The organism is Streptomyces sp. URMC 129 (assembly GCF_051386415.1).
Classification (GTDB): domain Bacteria; phylum Actinomycetota; class Actinomycetes; order Streptomycetales; family Streptomycetaceae; genus Streptomyces.
Genome location: NZ_JBPQTQ010000143.1, coordinates 1 through 14964, shown reverse-complemented (window position 1 = coordinate 14964; position 14964 = coordinate 1). Strand labels below are relative to the sequence as shown.

15 protein-coding genes and 2 pseudogenes are annotated in these 14964 nt (G+C 75.1%); 12 read left to right on the top strand and 5 right to left on the bottom strand.

Features of this window, described 5'->3' with window-relative positions; all coding sequences use genetic code 11:
• Positions 1-71: 71 nt before the first annotated feature.
• The 3 genes from ACSNOC_RS23940 (at position 72) to ACSNOC_RS23930 (ending at position 2332) form a co-directional block, all read left to right on the top strand.
• Entirely contained in the window at positions 72-845 is a 774-nt protein-coding gene (locus ACSNOC_RS23940) for a class I SAM-dependent methyltransferase (protein ID WP_436749631.1), read from the top strand.
• Positions 846-920: 75 nt separating this feature from the next.
• Complete coding sequence (locus ACSNOC_RS23935; RefSeq protein WP_436749630.1) at positions 921-1490, top strand: hypothetical protein; 570 nt, start codon at positions 921-923, stop codon at positions 1488-1490.
• 89 nt (positions 1491-1579) lie between these two features.
• Positions 1580-2332, top strand: coding sequence for a hypothetical protein (locus tag ACSNOC_RS23930; RefSeq protein WP_436749629.1), 753 nt, complete (start codon positions 1580-1582; stop codon positions 2330-2332).
• Positions 2333-2550: 218 nt separating this feature from the next.
• Here the strand turns inward: ACSNOC_RS23930 and ACSNOC_RS23925 are convergent.
• A pseudogene (locus ACSNOC_RS23925) lies at positions 2551-2865 on the bottom strand (hypothetical protein); the annotation flags it as partial.
• A gap of 155 nt (positions 2866-3020) precedes the next feature.
• Between ACSNOC_RS23925 and ACSNOC_RS23920 the strand changes: the two are divergent.
• Both ACSNOC_RS23920 and ACSNOC_RS23915 read left to right on the top strand, forming a co-directional pair.
• Positions 3021-3887: a maleylpyruvate isomerase family mycothiol-dependent enzyme gene (locus tag ACSNOC_RS23920; RefSeq protein ID WP_436749628.1), complete on the top strand. Its 867-nt coding sequence runs from the start codon at positions 3021-3023 to the stop codon at positions 3885-3887.
• A 415-nt stretch (positions 3888-4302) separates the two neighbouring features.
• Positions 4303-4881, top strand: a complete 579-nt coding sequence (locus ACSNOC_RS23915) for a peptidase inhibitor family I36 protein (protein WP_436749627.1) — start codon at positions 4303-4305, stop codon at positions 4879-4881.
• Between the two features lie 80 nt (positions 4882-4961).
• On the opposite strand, the gene ACSNOC_RS23910 is transcribed toward ACSNOC_RS23915, so the two are convergent.
• Positions 4962-5594: a hypothetical protein gene (locus ACSNOC_RS23910; protein ID WP_436749626.1), complete on the bottom strand. Its 633-nt coding sequence runs from the start codon at positions 5592-5594 to the stop codon at positions 4962-4964.
• A gap of 207 nt (positions 5595-5801) precedes the next feature.
• Here ACSNOC_RS23910 and ACSNOC_RS23905 point away from each other — a divergent pair, with 207 nt between their 5' ends.
• Together ACSNOC_RS23905 and ACSNOC_RS23900 are read left to right on the top strand one after the other, a co-directional pair.
• Positions 5802-6068, top strand: a complete 267-nt coding sequence (locus tag ACSNOC_RS23905) for a hypothetical protein (protein ID WP_436749625.1) — start codon at positions 5802-5804, stop codon at positions 6066-6068.
• Positions 6069-6156: 88 nt separating this feature from the next.
• Positions 6157-7005, top strand: coding sequence for a hypothetical protein (locus ACSNOC_RS23900; RefSeq protein WP_436749624.1), 849 nt, complete (start codon positions 6157-6159; stop codon positions 7003-7005).
• Positions 7006-7179: 174 nt separating this feature from the next.
• Here the strand turns inward: ACSNOC_RS23900 and ACSNOC_RS23895 are convergent, their stop codons facing one another.
• Both ACSNOC_RS23895 and ACSNOC_RS23890 read right to left on the bottom strand, forming a co-directional pair.
• Entirely contained in the window at positions 7180-7650 is a 471-nt protein-coding gene (locus tag ACSNOC_RS23895; RefSeq protein ID WP_436749623.1) for a hypothetical protein, read from the bottom strand.
• A 147-nt stretch (positions 7651-7797) separates the two neighbouring features.
• The gene (locus tag ACSNOC_RS23890) at positions 7798-8316 is read right to left on the bottom strand and encodes a hypothetical protein (protein ID WP_436749622.1); all 519 of its coding nucleotides are present in this window, start codon (positions 8314-8316) and stop codon (positions 7798-7800) included.
• Positions 8317-8534: 218 nt separating this feature from the next.
• Between ACSNOC_RS23890 and ACSNOC_RS23885 the strand changes: the two genes are divergently transcribed.
• Both ACSNOC_RS23885 and ACSNOC_RS23880 read left to right on the top strand, forming a co-directional pair.
• Positions 8535-9293 (top strand): MBL fold metallo-hydrolase, encoded by a 759-nt coding sequence (locus tag ACSNOC_RS23885; RefSeq protein WP_436749621.1) that lies wholly within the window; start codon positions 8535-8537, stop codon positions 9291-9293.
• A 30-nt stretch (positions 9294-9323) separates the two neighbouring features.
• The gene (locus ACSNOC_RS23880) at positions 9324-10838 is read left to right on the top strand and encodes an FAD-dependent oxidoreductase (RefSeq protein WP_436749620.1); all 1515 of its coding nucleotides are present in this window, start codon (positions 9324-9326) and stop codon (positions 10836-10838) included.
• Positions 10839-11059: 221 nt separating this feature from the next.
• Here ACSNOC_RS23880 and ACSNOC_RS23875 read toward each other — a convergent pair whose 3' ends face one another.
• Positions 11060-11761 carry a TetR/AcrR family transcriptional regulator gene (locus ACSNOC_RS23875; RefSeq protein WP_436749619.1) on the bottom strand — a complete coding sequence of 234 codons (702 nt, stop codon included), beginning with the start codon at positions 11759-11761 and terminating at the stop codon, positions 11060-11062.
• A 166-nt stretch (positions 11762-11927) separates the two neighbouring features.
• Here ACSNOC_RS23875 and ACSNOC_RS23870 point away from each other — a divergent pair, with 166 nt between their 5' ends.
• The 3 genes and pseudogenes from ACSNOC_RS23870 to ACSNOC_RS23860 form a co-directional block, all read left to right on the top strand.
• The gene (locus tag ACSNOC_RS23870) at positions 11928-12335 is read left to right on the top strand and encodes a hypothetical protein (protein ID WP_436749618.1); all 408 of its coding nucleotides are present in this window, start codon (positions 11928-11930) and stop codon (positions 12333-12335) included.
• Positions 12336-12551: 216 nt separating this feature from the next.
• On the top strand, positions 12552-13250 hold the full coding sequence (locus tag ACSNOC_RS23865; protein ID WP_436749632.1) for a response regulator transcription factor: 699 nt from the start codon (positions 12552-12554) through the stop codon (positions 13248-13250).
• A 368-nt stretch (positions 13251-13618) separates the two neighbouring features.
• A pseudogene (locus tag ACSNOC_RS23860) lies at positions 13619-14839 on the top strand (sensor histidine kinase); the annotation flags it as partial.
• Positions 14840-14964: the final 125 nt, after the last annotated feature.

The following is a 14964-nucleotide window of genomic DNA, read 5'->3' as shown; positions in this document are numbered from 1 at the left end:
GGGGATGATGATCCGCGGACGGATCCGGTCGCCGCGCGGCGGCCGGTCGTGAGGCGTGAGGGGAGACGCGGGTGAGCGGGGACGGAGCGCCGGGCGCGCCGGGCGTGGCCGGGGGCGGCGGGCGGCGGAGGCTGGAGGCGATCCAGAGCGGGGTGGACGCCTTCACCACCGGGATCCTGGCCGGTCTGGAACTGCCCGCGGAGGCCGCGTGCCTCGAACTGGGCGCGGGCGCCGGCTCGGTGGCGTACTGGCTCGCCGGGCACCGGCCGGGCGGGCGGGTGACGGCGGTCGACATCGACACCGCGCACCTGGACCCGGGCCGCGCGCCGAACCTGGAGGTGGTGCGGGCCGACATCACGGACCCGTCGTTCGAACCGGGCCGGTTCGACCTCGTCCACGCCCGTTTCGTCCTGTGCCATCTGGCGGACCGCGACGCGCTGGTGGAGCGGGCCGCCGGGTGGCTGCGGCCCGGCGGCGTGCTGATGGTCACCGACCCGTACCAGCTGCCCGCCGGGACCTCGCCGTTCCCCGTGGTGCGGCGGCTGATGGCGGCGTACCACGCGGTCTGCTCCCGCGCCGGGACGGATCTGGCATGGGCACGTTCCCTGCCGTCGCTCCTGGCCCGCGCGGGCCTGTCCGGGGTGGAGTTCGCCGGCCACCCGGCCTGCATGGGCAACGGGGAGAAGGACCGCTGGCGCACGCTCATCGAGCAGGCCGCGCCCGGTCTGCTGGCGGCCGGTCTCGATCCCGCCGATCTGGACGCCTTCCGCGCGCACCTGGCCGACCCGGGCTTCATCGACATCCCGCAGGTCACCCTCGCCGCCTGGGCCCGCCGCGCGGGCTGACGGGCCGGGGCGGCCGGGTGGATGATGCGTGGGGGCGGCCTCCCGGCCGCCCGGGGGAACAGCCGAGGGGGATGTGTGCCGGGCGGGACGGAAGGGCCGGACCCCCGGTCCGGCGGTGCGGGACCGGGCTCCGGCACGCTCGCCGTCGTCGGGTGCCTGCTCTCCGCCCTGGCCCTGCTCACCGGGATCGTGAGTCTGGTGGTCCACTACGCGGTGACGTCACCGACGTCGCCGTACCAAATCGTGTTCTCGGCGTCCGGCACGGAATGCGTCGCGGCCGATGCCGAGGACTCCGACCTCGTTCTCGACGAGGAGACCGGTGAGGTGCTGTACTGCGGCCTGCTCCCTCCGGTCCACGACAGCGGCCGGGCCTACGCCGGCGGCGCGTTCTCCGCCGAGGAGGTCGGACGGGTCACGGGGCTGTCGCGGTCCCTCGCCTCCGACGGCGACCTGAGCGGCGAGGACCGACAGGCCGTGGCGGAGCTGGTGGCGGAGATCAGCCGGGAACGCGGCTACGAGAAGATGTCACCGACCCTGCTGGAACGCGTGACCTGGACCGTTGGCCTCTGCGGCGTCATCGGCGGGTTGGCCGTGCTCGTCGGGCTCGGCCTCCTGGCGCACTACCTGGACCCGCCGCCGCGCTGAGCCGCCCGCGAGGAGGCTCCGGGCCCCGTGCTACGGTCGGCGGCCGGATCCCTCCCCGCCCGGTGCACCGTCCGTCCGGAAAGCGCGTCGTGATACCTCCCCAGCCGCCCCTGGCCGTGCCCCTGCCGTCCCCGCCGCCGCCGCGCACGGCCGGGGAAGTGGGCTTCGCCGTCGTGTGGCGGGCCCTGATCGTGCTCTGCGCGTTCACCGGGCTCAACGCGGCGATGTCGGCGTCCGGCGACCCGTGGTCGGCCGGTTCCCTGCTGCCGCTGAGCCAGTTCGCGAGTCTGGTCGCGGGATGCGTGTACGCGCTGCTCGCGGTGGCGGACCTGGCGGCCGGTACGCGGCGGCCCGAGCCGCCGTCGGCCTGGGTGCGCGGGCTGCTGATGATGACGCTGTGCGTGGTCATGATCACCTGGTTCACGGTGATGGGAGGCGATGTCTCCGAGACCTGGTCGCTCTTCGAGCACCTGCTCACGCCGCTCGCCGTCCTCGGCGACTGGCTGTTCGTGGGCCGTCGGCAGGCGTACGCCCGCTGGTGGTACCCGCTGTCGTGGCTGGGACCGCTGCTGCTGTACGTGCTCGTGCTGGTCACCTCCGAGCACAACCCCTACGAGTTCCTCGACCCGGACGACGACGGCTTCGCCGGTTATCTGACGGGCACCGGCCTCGGGGTCCTGGCCGGCGGGCTGTTGCTGGTCGCCGTGGCGCGTCGGCGGAGGCCGGAACCGGCCGCGGCCGTGCCGCCGTTCCCGCCCGGACCGTACGGCCCGCCGGAACCGCACGGCGCGCCCGTTCCGTACGCGTATCCGCCGGCGGGCCACGGCCCGGGCGATCGCTGAGTCACGCTGACGTCCCAGCAGATCGGTCCGGCCGTGTCCGCGCCGGCTCGCAGGGCGGTGACGACCCGCGCCCGTGCCGCGGCCCGCGGCCACCGGCGGATCAGCGCGGACACCGCCCGCCGGGAGCCGGATCGCTCCGGGACCTCCCGCCAGCGCGCCGATCCCGGTGCCGGGGCGTGACCGATGGGCGTCGGAGTGCGTGCGTCGAGGCGGGCCCGGAGGACGTGCCACCGCTCCCGCCCTGTCCGGCCGATGCCGGCCGGGCGCGCCCCGAACCCCGGAAGGCGTCCGAGTTCGGCGTCCTGATCGCGGTCGGTGGCGTTGACGTCGATGTGCGGCCGGGATGTCCCCTTCTCCGGCTCATCCGCGTGACCGAGGACGATCGTCGGCTGCGGACCGCCGAACCCTTCGCGCGGCCCGATCTCCACGGAGTCGTCGTCCTCGCGACCGAGCACGAGCTCACCGACCAGACATGCCGTGGCGAACCCCGCTCTCGGCCTCGAACCGCCGGGGAGGGCCCACGCGAACCCCATGGACTCCCAGCGGTGAACGACCATCCGCGACCGTACTGGACGCGGCGAGGACGGGCGACAGGGTTCCCGGGGCGCCCCCCACGCGGCGCCGGAGACGGACCGGACCTCGCTGAACTCGGTGGTGCCACCCGGCACGTCCCTGTGACGATCGGGGCATGACGGATGATCAACACCGCACGGACGGTTTCGCCTGGCTGGGCGCCCCTCTCGACACGCGTCCGCTCTTCGCGCCCGAGCGCGCCCGGCTCCTCGGGGAGTTGCGTGACCTGGCCCCGGCGGACTGGGAGAGGGAGACGGTCCCCGGGTGGACGGTCCGCGACATGACGGCGCACCTGCTGGGTGACGACTACGGGCGGATCTCGCGCGACCGCGACGGTCACCGGGGCGGTCCGGCGCCGGGGCCCGGCGAGACGCTGGAGTCGTTCATCCACCGCGTCAACCAGGAATGGGTCGACGCCTGCGCCCGCGTCAGCCCGGCGGCGCTCATGGAGACGCTGGTCCTGACCGGGCAGGCCGTCGCCGGTCTGTGGCAGAACGCCGACCTCGACGGCCGCAGCCTGGGCGTGTCGTGGGCCGGTGCCGATCCGGCGCCGCTGTGGCTGGACTGCGCCCGGGACTTCACCGAGTACTGGGCGCACCGCCAGCAGATCCGGTGGGCCGCCGGACGGCCCACCGATGCCGATCCCGCCCAGCTCGGCCCGGTCCTCGACACGTTCATGCGGGCCCTGCCGCACACCCTCCGTGCCGAGCCGGCGCCCGCCGGGACGCGGGTGTCCGTGGTGGTGGACGGGCCCGGCGGCGGCCTGTGGACCGCCACCGCCACCGCCCCCGCCGCCGGTCCGGGCTGGACCCTGGCCCGGCCCGCCGGGGAGGCGGCGGCCACCGTGGTCCTGGATCCGGAGACGGCTTGGCGGCTGTGCGTGCGTGCCATCGAACCCGAGGACGCGATGCGCCGCGGCACGCTGGGCGGTGACCGCCGACTGGCCGAGGCCGCCTGCCGGATCGTGTCGATCATCCGGTGAGACCCTCCCCGGTGCCCCGGACGCAGGCGGCGGGCGAGCCGGACGCCTCCCGGACCGCGCCGCGGGTCGGCCGTACCGGACGGGGCGGTCGGTGCGCCGCCCCGTCCGGAACAGCACGTGTCCGAGGCGGGCCGACCCCGGTGGGGCCTGGCCGGCGCGGCTTCTGCTCCGCCACGGGAAACAGTGCGCGACGCACATGAACGAACACGGAAAGTCAAGCGACTCTGGTCTCGCGGTCAAGGACTTCCCGGCGTGGCTGCGCCATGCTCGTCGGGCGGGCAAGGACGCCACCTGCGCGGCGAGACGCGCGCGTGGGGGAGGGTCGTGCATCCGCTGTCGTCTGTTTCTCACTGAGCCTGGTCAGGGCGTCGCCGCTCCGGTGCGCGACGCCCGCCGGGGAAGAGATTGGGTGAGCATGATGCGAGCAATCAGAAGGATGGCCCTGCTGCTGGGCCTGGCCGCCGCGATAGCCGCGGGCGGTGCCTCGACCGCCGTCGCGGAGCAGGGGGGTGCGGCGGAGACCGGTGTCCTGGCCGAGTACCAGGGCGAGACGATCGACCTGGCGGAGAGCTGGGAAGGCGCCGAGATCTGCCATCAGCGGCAGAGCGGCGAGGTCAACTGCTACGACAGCGAGGCCGCCTACCGGGCCGGCGAGGGGCTGAGCCAGACCGCCTCCGCGTCCGGGGCCGGGACCCTGGCCCTGTCGGACTGCCCGGCGTCCTACCTCTGCCTGTGGAAGGGGACGAACTACACCGGGGAACGGCTTCAGTTGCAGATGGACACGTACCTCGACCTGCTCAGCAACTACGGCTTCGAGGACCAGGTCAGCAGCATCGCCAACCGCTCCGTGTACTACGCGGAGATCTACGACAACGACTACCCCGACTTCCCGAGGCTCGTGATCCCGCCGAACGCCGCCTACCCCGATCTGAGCGTGTTCCCCCACGCCTACGGCGGTAGCTGGAACAACCGCGCCGACCTCGTTCTCTTCTGAGCCGGGGCCCGAGCCGCCGGCCCGGCAGGACATGTCAGCGGCCTGCCGGGCCGGTTCCCCCCCGGGGCGGAGCGTGTGGGTCACCCGGCGCGGAGGTGCTCGGTGATCAGCGACCGCAGCTCGTCCTCGGACACCTCGCCGTGGGCCGAGGTGAACACCAGGGCCGGGTGGGCCGGGTCGGCCGGTTCGTCCAGCGTGATGAGGGCGAACGGCTCGGAGAAGTCCGTGCAGGCGTTGGTGCACTCGGTGTAGGTCTGCGAGAAGACCAGCGCCTCGCCCAGCGCGGTGGTCACCCGGTCCGCACCCGCCGCCACCTGGTCCGGGACGTCCTCGGCGGTCCGGTAGGCCGGGTGGCGGCCGTTGAGCGGGGACTCGTTCACCGACGCGTCGATCTCGCAGGAGACCGGGAGGGAGGACACCGAGAACGAGCGCTCGTCGTCGCCCTCGGCGCTCCACGCGGGCGCGGCGGCGCAGCCGTCCTCCGCGTCGCGGGGCTCGGCGGCCAGTTCGGTGCCCTCCCGCAGCGACAGCCGGAACGCGGGCACCGCGCCCCCGCCCGCCGCCTGCCAGGTCCGTTCGCCCGCGGTGTCCGTGGGGGGCGCGGGGTCCGTCCCGTCCGCCGCGTCGTCGTCCCGGCACCCGGCCAGCGCCAGGCCGCCCACCAGCACCACCACCACGGCCACCCGCCGCCGGGCCCTCAGCACCATGTCCATCCCCCGATCCCCGGATGTCCGCCGTTCCGGCAGGCGCGAAGACGCCCGATGACGACCACCGGTTCCCACCCCCTCCGCCGGGGCGCGGGCGGCGGATTTCGTTCGCGTCTCACTCGCGTAGCCTCTCCTCCCGGCCCGCCGTTCTGCCGATGTCGGGGCGGCGGCGCGACCGTCGCCGGTGCCGAGGAGAGGGAAGAGGGAAGGGACATGACCACCGATCAGACCGTCCACGAGGCCGTGCGCCGCGTGCTGGGCGAGGACGCCCACGCCGACATCGTCCGCTTTCCCGGCGGGAACCTGTGCATCACGGTCACCAGCCGGGGCCACACCGCCACCATCGACGGACACCCCGAGACCGGCTGGGGCTGGACGGTGGACCCCGGCGAGGACGAGGGCTTCAGCGGCCACGACCGAACGGCCGGAACCCTCGACGCCGCCCTCCGCGACGTGCACGCCCGGATCGGCACCGCCTGAGATCATCGGCCGAATCTCGCCGCGTCACCCGCCCCGGGCACGGGGAGGAATCCCCCCGTCACACAGCATCACCGGGCGAGGGGGCAGTTTGGCCAGGCGGCACGAGTACGAGGAGCTTCAGCGGCAGGTCGCACGACTCCAGGCAGACGTCGGGGAAACGCACCGGCGCATCGATCAGACCGGCGACCTTCTCACGACGCTGGTCACCAGCATCCTGACGGATTCCCACGGTGACAACCGCAGCCTCCAGGACGAGTTCCGGCGGCTCGCCGGAACCGTCGACGAGGTCAAGACGCTGCTCGCGCAGGAACGGGCCGAGGCCCACAAGGTGCTGGCCGAGGTGCAGAAACTGCGCGCCGAGGCCGCCGAGGACAGGTCGGCGCGGGCCGGGGCCGAGCGCCTCCGGCCGCACTGTGAACCCGCCCCGGACCCCGCCCCGGACCCCGTACCGGCACCCGTGCCGGAGGCGGCCACGCCCGTGGCCGGTCCGGCAGACACCGGCACGCCGTCCACCGACCCGCGCACCCTGCTGGAACTGGCCGCGGACGTCGCCTACGTCGAGTTGTCGGGCCACCGTGACACCTGGGCGTTCCTTGTGGAACGGGCCGCTCGGGGCGAGCACTTCCGCCTGCCCGGCGACGTGGAGGAGGACGACGACGGCACTGTCCAGGTCGAGATTTCCGGCCGCACCCTGATTGCCGTCATCGACGCCCTGTGGTCCACCAGCAACGACCCCCGGGAGTCGCCCGGTACCCGGGCGCTGGCCGCTCAGCTGTACAAACGCGTCGGCGTCGCGCTGCGCGACCTGGAGCCCGCCGACTCGGCCGGACAGCCCGTGCCGCGCATCGTCATCGACAAGCGCCCCGCCGGGAGCGGCCCGCAACCGGAGCCAGGGCCGGAACCCGACGGCGATGCCCCGCAGACGACGGGTGACTGATCCGGGCCACCACCGTGTCCCGCTCGGCTCCGTCACAGGGGCGCCGTGCCGACCGCACGAGAGCCGGGGCCGTCCCTGAGCGGGGGGACGCCCTCGCCGGGGCCCGTGCCGGGCGGCAACAACAGGGCCGCCCGGCACGGTGGTTCGTGTGCCGGGCGGCCGTGGCGGAGAGCGTCAGTGCTCGCAGAGGGAGTACAGCAGGAAGAAGGCGCCTCCGGAGCTGATCTGGGCGTCTCCGGCCCCGACGCCGAAGTACTGGGTCGCGGCGTTGACGAGCGTCTCGCAGGACTTCTCGCCGCCGCCCTGCCCCTGCCCCTGGCCCTGCTGCTGTCCCTGTCCCTGTCCCTGGCCCTGCTGCTGGCCCTGGCCGCCCTGGCCTTGCCCCTGGCCCTGGCCCTGCTCCTGGCCGCCCTGCCCCTGGCCGCCTTGGCCTTGCCCCTGGCCCTGTCCCTGGCCACCTTGCCCCTGGCCGCCTTGTCCCTGTCCCTGCCCCTGGCCCTGACCGCCTTGCCCCTGGCCCTGTCCCTGGCCTTGCCCTTGCCCCTGGCCCTGCATCGCGGAAGCGGTGCCGGCGGTGGCGCCGAGCACGAGCAGCGCGGCGGTGCCGGTGGCGGCCACGGCGCGGGCGAGCTTGACGTTTCTCATCGCGTTCATCCTCACGATCAAGCGGACGGTCCGGAGGCGGACGCCGCCGGACGGATTCCGCTCATGGGTAACGCAAGGGGGCCATCCGGAGGCGGCAGACACGTTCCGGCGGGCGTGGAGTCCCCCTGAACGACGTACCCGCGCCGGTCAAGTGGCGGTGCGCTGGAGCGTGCGGACCGGGTCCCGGGAGCCGGCGTGCCCGGCGATGGTCTCCGCCAGGGTCCCGGCGTCGTGGGTGAAGGCGGTGATCCGCAGCACGGCACCGTTCCGGAGGCGGACGCGGCAGACGACGTCGCGGCCGAGAAGCCGGAGCAGCGTCTCGCCGCGGCCGGTGAGGGTGACGGTGTCGATGTCCTGCCACGGCACGGCCGTCACGGTCCCGGTGCGGCGGTGGATCAGGCCCCGTTCGCGGATCATGAACACCTCCGCCCCCCGGCGCCGGTGGTCCCAGCCACGCGCGGCGCCGCGCCACAGCTCCAGCAGCCCCGCGGCCAGCAGGACGCCCCCGGCCCAGGGCGGGATCCCCGCGACGAGGGCCACGACCGCGCCGCCGGTGGCGGCCGTTCCCAGTGCCAGCGCCCGCAGGGCCGTCCTGGCCCGCCGTCGGCTGTCGGTCCGGTGTTTGCTCAGCAGCCTGCCCAGCGCCCTCTCGGCGGCAGAGGCCATCCCTGTCACCTCACGTACTCGGTGGTCGTCCCGCAGTGGCCCGGCCGAGGATGCCCGTCCGTCATGAGAGATCGCTACGACCGGCATGAGAGTCTCCTGAGAATATCGCCGCTCTGCCCCGCTGCTCCAGGCTTCCGCGCAACCCCTCGACACCGGGCGGGAGTTGCTGGTGGACTGCGGTGCTGTTGGACTCGGTGTCAACGAAAGGCGGTGCGCGTATGGGCGCTCCCACGGTCACCCAGGTCGCCGACGGCACGTATCTCGTCGGGGGAACGGAGGTCAACTGGACCGTCCTCACCGACGGCGACGCCGTGACGCTGATCGACGCGGGCTACCCCGGCGACGAGCACCTCGTCGTGGAGTCGCTGCGCTCCCTCGGCTACCGGCCCGAGCAGATCGCCGCCGTGCTGATCACGCACGCCCACATCGACCACGTCGGGTCGCTGCCCGGCCTGCTGCGGCGCGGCACGTTCCCCGTCCACACGTCGGAGCAGGAGGCGCGGCACGCGCGGCGCGAGTACCTGGAGCAGGCCACCACGCTGGACGTCGTCACACGGCTCTGGCGTCCCGGCTACCTCGGCTGGAGCCTCGCCATCACGCGCGCCGGTGCCACGAAGCACGTCCGGGTGCCCGAGGCGCGGCCGTTCCCGGGCCCCGGGCCGCTCGACCTGCCCGGCCACCCGGTCCCCGTCCCCACGCCCGGCCACACCTCGGGCCACACCTGCTACCACCTGCCGGAGGCCGGCGCCCTCGTCACCGGGGACACCCTCATCACCGGCCACCGGACCTCGCCGGTCTCGGGGCCGCAGCTGGTCACGCCCTTCTTCAGCCACGACCCGGCCGCCACCCTGGCGTCCCTCGACGTCCTGGAACCCCTCGCCGCGGACGTGATCCTGCCCGGCCACGGCCCGGCGCACCGCGGCCCGCTCAAGGAGGCCACCGCCCTGGCGCGGGAACGGGCCGCCGCGACACGGTAGCGGACGGCCGGACGGGGAACCCGGTCCCCCATGTCGTACTGGATGGACACCGCGCCCGCCCCCGCCCGCCGCCCGCCGCTGACCGAGGACACCGAGGCGGACGTCGCGGTCGTGGGCGGGGGCATCGCGGGCCTGGTCACGGCCTGGGAGCTGGCCCGGGCCGGCCGGGGCGTCGTGGTCCTGGAGGCCGGGCGGATCGCCGCCGGGGTGACGGGCCACACCACCGCGAAGGTGTCCGCGCTCCACACCCGGATCTACGGGCGGCTGCTCCGCACGCGCGGCCCCGAGGGCGCCCGGCTGTACGCGCGCTCCCAGCAGGACGCCGTCGAGCGCGTCGCCGGGATCGCCGCCGAGCTGGCCGTCGACTGCGACCTCGAACGCCTCCCCGCCTACACCTACGTCACCGACCCCGCGGAGGCCGGGGCGCTGCGCGCCGAGGCGGAGGCGGCGCGCGAGGCCGGGCTGCCCGCCGCCTTCACCACCGGCACCGGCCTGCCGTTCCCCGTCGCCGGAGCGGTCCGCGTGGAGCACCAGGCCCAGTTCCACCCGAGGGCCTTCCTGCTCGCCCTCGCCGACGACCTGGTGGCACGCGGTGGCCGCATCCACGAGGACACCCGGATCACCGGCCTCACCGAGGGCGAGCCCTGCCGCCTCACCGCGGAGCACGGCCCCACCGTCACCGCCCGGGACGTCGTGGTCGCCACCCACTACCCCGTCTTCGACCGGGGCGGGCACTTCGCCCGCCTGGCCGTCCACCGCGAACTCGTCGTCGCCGCCCCCATCCCGGCCGAGGCCGACCCGCACGGCGTGTACCTCACCGAGGAGGAGGGCACCCGGTCGGTGCGGACCGCCCCCTACGGCGACGGGCAGCGCCTGCTGATCGTCACCGGGGAGAAGTTCACCCCCGGCACGGGCGGCGACGTGCCCGCGCGGTTCGAGCGCCTGGCGGACTGGGCCCGGAGCCGTTTCCCCGGCATCCCCGGCGGGGTGATCACCCACCGCTGGGCCGCCCAGGACACCGACCCCACCGACACCGTGCCCCTCGTCGGCCGGCTGCACCCCGGCGCCCGGCACGTCTACGTGGCCACCGGCTTCGGCGGCTGGGGCATGAGCGGCGGCGTCATGGCCGCCCGGCTGCTCGCCGCGCGCCTCACCGGCGGGGACCTGCCGTGGGCGGAGCTCTACGACTCCACCCGGCTGTGGAGCGCGGTCCGCGAGGCGCCCGCCTTCCTCGGGCACCAGGCCAGGACCGGGAAGCACTGGCTCGGTGACCGGCTGCGCACGCCGCGCGCCGGGTCCGCCGACACCGTCGCCCCGGGCACCGGCGCGGTCGTCCGCGTCGGCGGCCGGCCGTGCGCCGTCTACCGCGACGAGGAGGGCACCGTCCACGCCGTCTCCGCGCGCTGCACCCACCTGGGCTGCCTGGTCGCCTTCAACGCCGCCGAGACGACGTGGGAGTGCCCGTGCCACGGCTCGCGCTTCGCCGTCGACGGCCGGGTCCTCCAGGGCCCGGCGACCCGCCCCCTGCCGCCGCGCGAGCCGTGAGCGGCCCGGCCCCGGCGTCCGGTGCGGCCGGCGTTGTGCAGGGATCGACAACTCCCGTGCGCTGATGGGCAAGGACAGAACCCGTGTTCTCCCTTCACACTCATGGAGGTGCGGGGGAGGGCCTTGATCGGACATGTGGGCTGAGGGCGGCGCGACGGCGCGTCACCCCGGCTCCCGCGCACGCCCGCCTGCGGCGGCCCGCCCGTTCCCCCGACGGGCCGTCAGCCGACCGCAGGCGGGCCCGGGCGCACCGGCCCCGCCGCTTCCGCGGCGGGTCCGAGGTCCGCGGGGCGCAGGGACCCGAGCAGCATCCGGACGAGTTCGTCGATGATCTGGTCGAGGGTCGCCTCGACCCACCCGGCGCTCCAGTCGTGCAGCAGGCCGTTGACGCTGCCGACGAACGCGGTCGCCGCCAGGCGGTAGTCACGCGGCGCCGCCTCCCCGTCCCGGACGGCCCGGTTGGCCTCCGCGCACAGGAAGTCGACCCAGCGGGCGCGGCGCGCCAGGCGCTGGTGGTCGAGGCGCGGGCTGACGCCGAGGATCTCGGTGAAGGCGATGCGGATGCGGCGGGGGTCGCCGGTGACGTGGGCGGCGTAGGCGCGGAACGTCGCCGCGGCGCGTTCGGCGACTTGGCGGTCGGCCGTGCCGGCGAGGGCCGCCGCGGCGGCCTCCTCGGCCTCGTCGTTGACCTGGAGGTGGAGGGCCGCCAGCACGTCTTCGAGGTTGCGGAACTCCTCGTAGAACTGGCGGGTGGACAGGCCGGCGGCCTCGCTGAGCGCGGCGACCGTCGTGGCGCGGTAGCCGGGGCTGTTCCCGAACAGTTCCAGCGCCGCCTCCAGGAAGCGCCGGCGCCGCTCGGCCTGCCGTTCGCCGGCGGACCTGCCCGCGTACCGGCCGGTCGGCCCCTTGACCCTGCCCGCCACGGTGCCCCCTCGTCGGTCGTGTCCCCGGGTCGCGTCATTCTCCCCCGGCCCCGCCGCGGGGCCGGGGCGGGGGCCTCCCCGGATCATCCGGCCCGCCGCCGGGCGGAATTGTCGCGGGGTGCCGCTCGTCTGACGTTGCGACAGGGAAAAACGGAAGGGGAGACGTATGAAGCGCGCGAGCTGGGCCGGGGCGGGGCTGGTGACGGCCGCCGTTCTCGTGGTGGCCGGTGCGGGGGCCGCCGCGGCGGACGACGTTCTGCTGCCCCACCCGGGGCCCGACGGGCTGGTCTGGGTGCCGGAGCGGACCGGGGACGGCGGCTTCGTGTCGGGGGGCGCGGACGCGCGCAAGCCCACCACGGTCACCGTCGCCTGTGAGGGAGGCGGCGGCGTCTTCGTCACGGTGGAGTCGCAGGGGGTGCCGGTGGCCGGGTTCCCCGTCGAGTGCCCCGCGGGAACGCCGGGCAGCGGCGCGCGGGTCATCGACGCGGGCCTGGTGGCCGGGTCGTTCGCCGTGGCCGTCGACGCGTCCACGGACACCCTCAGGTGGGCGGCCACGGTCACCCAGCCGGACTGACCCACGCCGTCCCCGACCCCAGCGAACCACGCGTACGTCATCTCGCGGACAGCACCCCCGGGCGGCCGGGGCGTGCCGCCGCCCGGAGCGCCGCTCCGGGCGGCCCGTCCGGCACTGTGGAGGCACCCATTGGCAAGGACCGAGCAATTCCAGCGGAGCGACCGGCGGGAGCACGTCCCCGTCGCGGAGGGGACGCTCCACCCGCGCGGCACGGCCGTGAACCTGCTCGTCGTCGACGACGAGCCCACCGTGCGGGAGCTGCTGTGCGCGGCGCTGCGCCATGTCGGCTTCGCCGTCGCCTCGGCGGCCAGCGGCGCGGAGGCCCTGGCGGGCGCCCGCCAGGCCCCGCCGGACCTGGTGCTGCTGGACGTGATGCTGCCCGACATGGACGGCTTCGAGGTGATCCGGCGGCTGCGCGAGCAGCGGCTGGCGGCCGGCATGCCGCGCGGCGGCCAGGTCCCCGTCGTCTTCCTCACCGCCCGCGACGCCACCCAGGACAAGATCAACGGCCTGCTGCTGGGCGGTGACGACTACATCACCAAACCGTTCGACCTGCGCGAGCTGATCGCCCGCATCCGCGCCGTCCTGCGCCGCACCAGCGGCGACCCGACCGCCCGGCTGCGGGTGGCGGACCTGGAGCTCGACCCGGAGGCCGTCGAGGCGTCGCGGGGCGGGACGCCGCTGCGCCTGTCGCCCACCGAGTTCCGGCTGCTGCACTACCTGATGGTCAACGCGGGGCGGACGGTCACCAAGGCCCAGATCCTCCACCAGGTGTGGGACTACGACTTCGACGGCGATCCCAACATCGTGGACACGTACATCAGTTATCTCCGCCGCAAGATCGACACCGGCGGGCCGAAGCTGATCCACACCGTGCGCGGCGTCGGGTACGTGCTGCGCGGGCCCCGCGCATGAGGGCGGGCCGGTGGCGGGACCGCCCGCGCCCGTTCTGGCGGGCCTCGCTGCGGACGCGGGTGCTGGTGCTGGCCGTCGGCCTGCTCACCACGGGACTCACGGCGTTCAGCGTGCTGGCGGGCAGCGCACTGCGCACCTACCTGGAGGAGCGCCTCGACAATCAACTGCGCGCCTCGGCCGAGCTGTTCGCGTCCCTCCCGCCCTACGTGCCCGGGTCGGAGGGCGCCCCGGCCGACCTGCGGGGGGTGGTCAGCTCGCGCGCGAACCTCCTCGGCAGCCCGATCCTCACCTACCTCACCGACGACGGCACCCTCGAACGGGAGGTCGACCCCGGCAACGGGCGGATCGGCTCACCGGATCTGGACGGCCCGGCGCTGCCCCCGCTGGACGAGGCGGCGGTCGCCGCGCGCGGGGGCCGCCCGTTCACCGTCGGCAGCGAGCAGGGCGACGAACGCTGGCGGGTGATCGTGGTGCCCCGGCGTTCCCCCGCCGACCGGGGCGCGGACCCGCACGCCGGCGTCGCCCCCGGTTCCGACCGCGGTGACGACCCCGGTACCGACGCCGCGGACGACACCGGTGGCGACGGTTTCGGCGCCGGGGGAAGCGTGGTGGTGTCGGCGTCGATGGCCGATGTCGACGGCACGGTGGACCGGATGTGGCGGATCTTCCTGGCCGCCGGTCTGTCGCTGCTCGGCGCGCTGGCCGTGGTCGGCTGGTTCGCGGTGCGTTCCGGGCTGCGGCCCCTGTCGCGCATCGAGGAGACCGCCGTGGCCATCACGCGCGGCGATCTGTCGTCCCGCATCCCCGACCAGGCGGGCCCGGGCACCGAGATAGGCCGCCTGACCACGGCGCTCAACGGCATGCTCGTGCGGATCGAGAGAGCCTTCGCGGCCCGCGCCGAGTCCGAGGCCCGGATGAGCCGCTTCGTCGCCGACGCCAGTCACGAGCTGCGCACGCCGCTGGCCGGTATCAAGGGCCTGGCCGACCTCTACCGCATGGGCGCCCTCCCGGACCGGGAGGACGTCGACCGCACCATGGCGCGCATCGCCGGCGAGGCCGAACGCCTCACCCGGCTCGTGGAGGACATGCTGCTGCTCGCCCGGCTGGACGAGCAGACGCTGCGGGCCTCCGGCGACGCGGACCGGGACGGCGGGCTTCCCACCGCCCTCGACCTGGCGCCCATGGACCTGCGGACGCTCGCCGTCGACGCCCTGCACGACGTGCGGGCACTGGACGCCTCCCGCCCCGTCGAACTCACCGGCCCGGGCGGCGGCGCGCCGCGTTCCGCCCCCGCCCTCGCCGACGAGGCCAGGCTCCGCCAGGTCGTCACCAACCTCGTCGGCAACGCCGTCACCCACACGCCTCCCGGCTCGCCCGTCCGGATCGGCGTCGGCACCGTCGGCGGGCACGCGGTGCTGGAGGTGGCCGACCGGGGGCCGGGCCTCACCGAGGAGGAGGGGCGCCGCGTCTTCGAGCGCTTCTACCGCGTGGACGACTCCCGCACCCGCACCACCGGCGGCGCCGGACTCGGCCTCGCCATCGCGCGGTCCCTCGTGGTCGCGCACGGCGGGCGCGTCGACCTGCGGTCCACTCCGGGACAGGGCGCCACGTTCCGGGTCCTGCTGCCCCGCCTCACCGACGCGGGCGAGGAGGGCGACACCGCCGACGAGGCCGGGGAGGACGACGCCGGTGACGGGGGTGGCGGGGCAGCAGG

What these genes read in the sequence shown, in the direction of transcription:
- ACSNOC_RS23920 (WP_436749628.1), top strand. Translation starts at nt 3,021, where the DNA reads ATGACGGATGATCAACACCGCACGGACGGTTTCGCCTGGCTGGGCGCC.
- ACSNOC_RS23915 (WP_436749627.1), top strand. Translation starts at nt 4,303, where the DNA reads ATGATGCGAGCAATCAGAAGGATGGCCCTGCTGCTGGGCCTGGCCGCC.
- ACSNOC_RS23910 (WP_436749626.1), bottom strand. Translation starts at nt 5,594, where the DNA reads ATGGACATGGTGCTGAGGGCCCGGCGGCGGGTGGCCGTGGTGGTGGTG.
- ACSNOC_RS23905 (WP_436749625.1), top strand. Translation starts at nt 5,802, where the DNA reads ATGACCACCGATCAGACCGTCCACGAGGCCGTGCGCCGCGTGCTGGGC.
- ACSNOC_RS23895 (WP_436749623.1), bottom strand. Translation starts at nt 7,650, where the DNA reads ATGAGAAACGTCAAGCTCGCCCGCGCCGTGGCCGCCACCGGCACCGCC.
- ACSNOC_RS23890 (WP_436749622.1), bottom strand. Translation starts at nt 8,316, where the DNA reads ATGGCCTCTGCCGCCGAGAGGGCGCTGGGCAGGCTGCTGAGCAAACAC.
- ACSNOC_RS23885 (WP_436749621.1), top strand. Translation starts at nt 8,535, where the DNA reads ATGGGCGCTCCCACGGTCACCCAGGTCGCCGACGGCACGTATCTCGTC.
- ACSNOC_RS23880 (WP_436749620.1), top strand. Translation starts at nt 9,324, where the DNA reads ATGTCGTACTGGATGGACACCGCGCCCGCCCCCGCCCGCCGCCCGCCG.
- ACSNOC_RS23870 (WP_436749618.1), top strand. Translation starts at nt 11,928, where the DNA reads ATGAAGCGCGCGAGCTGGGCCGGGGCGGGGCTGGTGACGGCCGCCGTT.